This window comes from Desulfosarcina cetonica JCM 12296, assembly GCF_001311845.1.
Lineage (GTDB): Bacteria > Desulfobacterota > Desulfobacteria > Desulfobacterales > Desulfosarcinaceae > Desulfosarcina > Desulfosarcina cetonica.
On the sequence record NZ_BBCC01000271.1, the window covers coordinates 1 to 6,639 of the forward strand.

A 6,639-nucleotide genomic window follows, 5' to 3' on the forward strand; every position below is an offset into this window, starting at 1 on the left:
GGTAGCGGCCGATACCCGCAGTACCGATCGCACCGCCGCCAGCGGGCCGGCCTCGGGCAGCCGGGTCACGTTCATGATCGGCGGGGCCACCGTGAACGCGCTGCAGCAACTCAAACAAGCCATGGATGCGGTGGGCGCCAAGACCCATGCGGCCTTGGTCGCCGCCGGACGGCCGACCCGCTATGTGGGCCATAAAGCGACGGTGGCCACCGCTCCCCTGGATCCGCAAACCGGGCAGGGGCCGTCCACCGACTCCGACGTGCATGCCATCCAACTGGCCGAGGTCGAGGTCAACACCGCTACCGGCGAGGTACGGGTGATCCGGATGACCGCCGCCGTGGATGCCGGACCGGTCATCAATCCCAACAACCTCGAGGGACAGATGGAGGGCGGCATGGACATGGGGGTGGGCTACGCCCTGCGCGAACGCTACGAGGCCGGCAAGACCACCGACTGGCGCACGTTTGCCTTTCCCACCCTGAAAACGGCCTTTGAGATGAAGGTCATCACCCGGGAAACTGCGCGTCGGCGCGGCACCCTGGGCGTTACCGGGGTCGGTGAGATGGCCATGGTCTCCACGGCCCCGGCGGTGATCAACGCCATCCACAACGCCTGCGGCATCTGGATCAGCGAACTGCCGGCGACGCCGGAAAAAATCAAAGCGGCTTTGGCATCCGCCGAAAAAGCTTGAGGAGGGACGGCCAAGCCTTGTCTTCCGATACCGAAACGACCCGGGACCGGCAACTTCGCACGGTTGCCGGTCGATCCATTTATTTCGACTGGGACGATTTTTTGTGGGATCCCGACGACTGGAGCGAGGCCATCGCCCTGGCCCTGGCCGCGGAAAGCGGCATGGACGGATTGAACGATGACCAGTGGCGGGTGATCCGGTTCATGCGCGAGTTCTACTTCTACCATGGCCGGGCGCCCATGAACAAAGACCTTCGCAAGGGCACGGGGATGCGCCTGATGGACCTGGAAGCGTTGTTCCCCCAGGGCATTCGTAACGGCGCCCGGCGGTTGGCGGGCCTGCCCAATCCCAAGGCCTGCGTTTAGCCGATTGGCCACAGCCCGGAGCGGAACGGCACGGCGTCATGTCGAAGTTCCACTCCCGTATTGAATCATCAGCGTCCGGTGCCGCGTGCAGCGCTTTTTACGCCTGAAACATAGATATTTGCGATCTGAAAACGGCCCAACTATCTTTCTTTGGTCAAAAAGCGACAAGGCTCTCGTTGGACGCGAGAGCCTTGTTGGTAAATCAATCCAACTTTATACAGAGAATCAGGGTTCAACAATTATTAGTTGGTCTTGAAACGTATACTGTTGCGCATTTCCATTAAGCTTTACTTGATAAGTCTGCAATCCATTGAACGTATCTACCTCGTTAAGTTTACGAATTTCCACCAATGTGAAGGGTGAATCCGTCACGGGGTCAAGTCCCTCGGTAGGGCTAACCTCGGACCAGTCGAGACTCATACCCACGTTTCCTTCCAGCACGAAATAGTGGATGCCGTTGCGGAAAGCAACTTCTCCCCTGTGATCATGTCCCGAGAAAACGGCCAGCACCTGACCATCAGCTTCAAAAAGCGCCATCACAGCGTCGGCGTTCTTAATGGTGTGGTCTTCAGTGGTGTCGCGGTGCATTAACTGGTGCGTAAAGACAATCGTTGGCAGATTGCTATCCGCAAGGTCGTTTTCAAGCCAATCCAACTCCTCTTGTGGAATCCAGGCATCCTTCCAATTCCAAAAAGTGTTGGGGTAATCAAAGGGCAGATGGGGCTCTGCCACCGTATAGTCAGCATCCAACACGATGCAGTGGATGTCGTTGCTGTCGAATGAGTAGTAAGTTTTTCCCGTAGGGATCCCCGTGTTTTCAAGCCTCGGCAGCAGATCTGCACGTGACATATTATCGAAATCATGGTTGCCAAGTACGTGATATTGGGGACCCTCGAAACGGGTAAAAACACTCTCGATTTCGCTCAAGTTAACGATCGGATCTTTGTCGTCAGCCAGTGTATCCACGAAGTCGCCCAGTTCGATGACGAAGTCAGCGTTCTCCCTGTTCATGACGTCCACAAAATATTCAGTCTTGGCAAGACCGGCAGAATACTTGCGCGACGTCGAGTCTGCTTTGTTGGTGTAATGAATATCCGTGATAATACCAAACCGTGCTATCATATGGCCTTTTTTAGCAGGCTGCGGGTGAAGATGATGTCTGTCGTGTCCGAATGTCCCGGCGCTCGCAAGACCGGTCCAAAGAAACAGGGATAGTGCAATGGCCGCAATTTTTCTCATAGCGATGCCTCTCTCTTCTGTAAGGTGATCGTTGATGAAAGGAGAAAATCTGTTAATATGGATTATTGGAGATCTCCGAATGCGCGGTGCCTTTATATAACAGGGCGTGTTAGCCCAAGGTTAACACTATGTAAGAAATATGTTGGTTATGGTTGGTATTAGCTGATTTAAGGTCGGTAACTACCGGGACTTAGAAACTACTTGAGGACTTACGAATATGCTTCGGGAAGGGGAGGCGGATTGCCGGTACAGCACGCCCTTACCCCGAAGACCACCACACCACCGGTGTCTGCATCGAAAACCATTCCTGGGCCATGGGGCCGTAGGTCTTCTCCAGAACGGCCCTCTTGATTTTCAACGTGGGGGTTAAAAAACCGTTTTCGGTGTTCCACACATCCCCGGCGATCACCAGAAAGGCCAGTTGCTCGTAGGCTGGCAGTGTCTGGTTGACCTCCTCGAGCAGCTTTTCGAACCTTGCCGTCAATGCGTTCCCGTCGCCTTCCGACATCGTTTCACGGGCCGCCTCGCTGAGCATCAATACCCCATAGGGCTGCACACAGCCGCTGCCGGTCACGTAACAGGCTTCCACCAGGGGATGGTTGGCCAACCGGTTCTCGATGGGCGCGGGCGCCACGTATTCTCCCTTGGCGGTCTTGAAGAGCTCCTTGATCCGGCCGGTGATCTTCAGCCGGCCCAGGTCGTCGATTTCTCCGAGGTCGCCGGTATGAAGATAGCCATCGGTAGTAAAGGCATGGGCGTTTTCCGCCGGCAGTTTATAGTAGCCTTTCATCATGGCCGGACTCTTGATCAAAACTTCTCCCTCGGCACTGATCTTCTGCTCGACGTCCGCATAGGGGTTGCCCACATAGCCGGCCCGCACCCGACCGGCCCGGCTGCAATGCGAATAGGCCAGGTTTTCGGTCATGCCGTAAGCCTCACGCAGTTCCAGCCCCAGGCGGCGATACCATTGGAGAACATCCACGGGGATGGAAGCCGAGCCCGATGCGGCGACTCTGACCTGGTCCAGGCCGAGCTGCTTGAGGATTTTCTTGCGCACAAGCCGGTTGACGATCGGAATGGCGAGCAGCCGATCGAGTTTCCGAGGCGCGATTTTCTGAAAAACGCCCTGCTGAAACTTGACCCACAGGCGGGGCACCGAGGCGAACAGCGTGGGCCGGGCGCGTTGCAAGTCGTGAATGAACGTGTCCAGTGACTCGGCAAAAAAGACCGGCGCCCCCGCATATAAACCATGGGCCTGAATCACCAGTCGCTCATATGCATGGGCCAGGGGCAGATAGGAGAAGAGGCGGTCGGCCGGACCGCTTTGCAGGAACGCAGTCAGCCCCTTGCCGCCGCGGTGCATGGCCTCGAAGGAGATCTCCGCGCCCTTGGGCGTGCCCGTGCTGCCCGATGTGTAGATAATCGTGGCCGTGGCATCGCGCGGGCAGGCGGCGATTGCTTCCAGCGGCGCATGGGCACGGACGATGGCCGTCCACGATTCATGGTCATTTTGCGGTGCCAGGGGAAAGGCCACGGTTCTCAGACCCGCTGGCACGCCGTTTTTCATCTGCTGCCACACCGGGTCGAGCTTGCCGACAAAAAGCAGGCTGGCTTCGGAATGCGTCAGGGTATAACGTACCAGCTCCGCCGTGAGAATGGGGTAGATGGGCACGCTGATATGACCGGCCATCCAGATGGCCAGATCGGCCATCAGCCAGTAGGCGCAGTTTTTCGAGCAAATGGCGATGCGACTGCCTTCCGGCAGGCCGATGCCTTTCAGGTAGGCGGCCATCCGTCTGGCCTCGCCGATGGCCTCGGCCCAGGACCAAGTCTTGACGTTGGCATCGCCCCCGCCCATGGGCTGGGTGAAGCACATGCGCCCGGCGGCGGCAATTTCCCAGTAGCGCGCGCAGTCCACCAGGGTTTTGCATTCCGCGATGGATTTCATTGGCCCCCCCCTTGGTTCCGGTGATTCTCTCAATTCATCATGGCATCGATCCTGGATCGCGTCCAGTGTGATGTGAAGGGGGGCCACTCACGATATCAAGAGCGGTTCAATCAGGCGGGGAAGAGGACTCCGGCAGATGTAGCACCCGATCCAACTCGGCATAGGCCTTCTTCAGCCAGACCTTGACCCGTTGACGTTCCAATAAGCCCAAGGTCGGTCCTATCGATTTATCCTTGTTATTGGCGGCGGCCCACAGACTTGCCCCAATACGGTCGATTTTCCGCATGGATTCGGCGTGCAGGCTCGGTAGGTCCATAATGCGCGCGCCCACAGCCTCAGCCTCAACCTTCACCTCAGACGCATCGAATAACGAAAAGTCGCTGCCGCGTCCGTGGTTGCGCACCAGTACATAATCTGGACCGGCGTTATATGTACTCAGGGTCCTTTCCAAGAGCCGTATTGAATCCGTGCCATCGTCCATTACATGCCACAACGTAAGGACCATGCCGATATCCTTGCTGAATTCCACCACACCGCTTTCCGCCATCCAGCGATCCAAATTAAAGGATGCTTGGGCGGGCAGATCGACAATGACATCACGACCTGATTCCGCGGCCTCTTCGGCGATACGGTCGGCGCTTTCAAAGGTACGGATGTCCACGGCCTCGGTGTATTCATCGTAATAACGGATCAAATCACCATGCGATAGATCACCATCGAAGGCACAAAAAGGCTTCTCTCGGTCGATATGGTATTGCGCCAAAATTCTGGCCAACACGGATTTGCCGACACCACCCTTCTCACCGCCTACAAAATGGATACGCGTCATCTCAGTTTTTCCTTGGTTGTTGAATGTACAGACATAGTTAACTGGCTGATTTCAGCCGATCATCGGATTTGGAACCCACTCTTTATCAGGAAATTAGAATTACAGACATAGTGAAATTACCGCCCACCGGCGGAATTTGTCAATTGTTGGGATAGATACGGTGCGGGTCGGTCTGCGTGACTTATGCCCGCTTCATCTCCGGACGATGGCCGTATCGCATGGATTCAATGATTCGGAATCGATGTTGTTCCTTCGCCGGTTTTACTCCCACCGGCAAGCCTATCCTCTCAGGCGCTCAATCAAAAAGAGCACTTCCGCCGCGTCGCTGTAATGGAGAGCCGGGTCATCCGCCAGGGCCGTGTTGAGGGAGCCGTTGAGGATCGTGACCACCGCCTGCAGCAGTTTTTTTATCGAATCCGGGGTGTTCTGGTTGCCGGCAACCTGGTCGAACAGGGCCCAAGCCTCATTGGTCTTTTGTTGATAAAGAAGGCCCAACACGCTATCCACCAGTTCCCCACCGTAGAACTGCGCATAGCCTCCCTGTCGCCGATAGGCGAGGTAGACATCCCGGGCCTGCAGCCAGGCCTCCCGGGCGGCGACAGGGTTGCCATACGCTGTTTCGATATCGTACAAAATGCCGAGAGCATACCACGGAGTGGCCGCATGACCAAACTGCCGCTTGCAATCGATAGCCCGCCCGATCTCCGTCCGGGCCTCGTCGTAGCGCCCCAGCCTGCACAGGGTGTCGGCTATGTTGTTGCGCACTTTCCCTTCATTCCGTAAATCCTGCAACGCAACATAAATATCGGCCGCCTGCCGGCAGAAGGCCACTGCTCCTTCTAGCCGATTACAGGCATCGTAGAGATTCCCCAGCTGATTTAAACTACTCGCCTGCCCGGCCCGGTCATTGGTACGGGTCTGAATTTCCAAGGATTGGCGATATGCCGTTTCCGCCTTGTCGTAGTTACCGGTGTTCTCATGCACCCTGCCGATCCGGTGCCAGGTGGTGGCAACGCTTTTCGGTTCATTCAGCCGCTCGAAGATCGTCCTTGCCGCTTCATACCCGGATAGCGCCTCGTCGTATTTTTTCTGAAGCATTCGCACAAATGCCAGTTGCACATGATCTACCGCGACCCCGCGGTAATTTTCCTGTTTTTCACCCTGTTTGATGCGCTCCTTATATGCGTCGGCCGCTTCATCAAGTCGGCCGAGATCTGTGAGGCAACCGGCCTGCTCGGCAAGGGCAGCTGACGCCATCTTTTCACCGCGTTTACCCAGGGCCTCGAATTGCTGCTGGGCCTCGACCTGCAGGTCAAGGGCCTGGGCCGCCTGGCCTTTTTTCTTCAACACATATCCAAGCTGAACATGCGCCATGGCCAGATCGTAGTCCGCCCCGTCGTAGGCCGCCGGCCCCACCGCCCTGGCCTTGTCCAGCAGGGCCCTGGCCGTCTCATGGGCCGGTTGAAGCTGACCCTGGTCCAGCAACCGCTCGATGGTCTGACACTGGTTGTTAAAGCGGGCGCGGCCCCATTCCGGCAGGGCCGCGTCCGCCCGCTCTCTCACCGCC

At 57.1% G+C, this 6,639-nt stretch carries 6 protein-coding genes; 2 read left to right on the forward strand and 4 right to left on the reverse strand.

Annotated features, from left to right (window positions below; all coding sequences use genetic code 11):
* Together JCM12296_RS31520 and JCM12296_RS31525 are read left to right on the forward strand one after the other, a co-directional pair.
* Positions 1 to 691, forward strand: a 691-nt coding sequence (locus JCM12296_RS31520) for a molybdopterin cofactor-binding domain-containing protein (protein ID WP_157068074.1), incomplete at its 5' end; no start/stop codon positions are given.
* 17 nt (positions 692 to 708) lie between these two features.
* A complete protein-coding gene (locus JCM12296_RS31525; protein ID WP_054701424.1) occupies positions 709 to 1,056 on the forward strand; it encodes a TusE/DsrC/DsvC family sulfur relay protein in 348 nt (115 codons plus the stop codon).
* Positions 1,057 to 1,281: 225 nt separating this feature from the next.
* On the opposite strand, the gene JCM12296_RS31530 is transcribed toward JCM12296_RS31525, so the two are convergent.
* The 4 genes from JCM12296_RS31530 to JCM12296_RS31545 form a co-directional block, all read right to left on the reverse strand.
* The gene (locus JCM12296_RS31530) at positions 1,282 to 2,295 is read right to left on the reverse strand and encodes a metallophosphoesterase (protein ID WP_054701428.1); all 1,014 of its coding nucleotides are present in this window, start codon (positions 2,293 to 2,295) and stop codon (positions 1,282 to 1,284) included.
* Positions 2,296 to 2,554: 259 nt separating this feature from the next.
* Positions 2,555 to 4,243, reverse strand: coding sequence for an AMP-binding protein (locus JCM12296_RS31535; protein ID WP_054701430.1), 1,689 nt, complete (start codon positions 4,241 to 4,243; stop codon positions 2,555 to 2,557).
* Between the two features lie 106 nt (positions 4,244 to 4,349).
* Positions 4,350 to 5,018, reverse strand: a complete 669-nt coding sequence (locus JCM12296_RS31540) for a P-loop NTPase family protein (RefSeq protein WP_213183789.1) — start codon at positions 5,016 to 5,018, stop codon at positions 4,350 to 4,352.
* Positions 5,019 to 5,351: 333 nt separating this feature from the next.
* The coding region (locus JCM12296_RS31545; protein ID WP_157068075.1) for a tetratricopeptide repeat protein at positions 5,352 to 6,639 on the reverse strand (1,288 nt) is incomplete at its 5' end.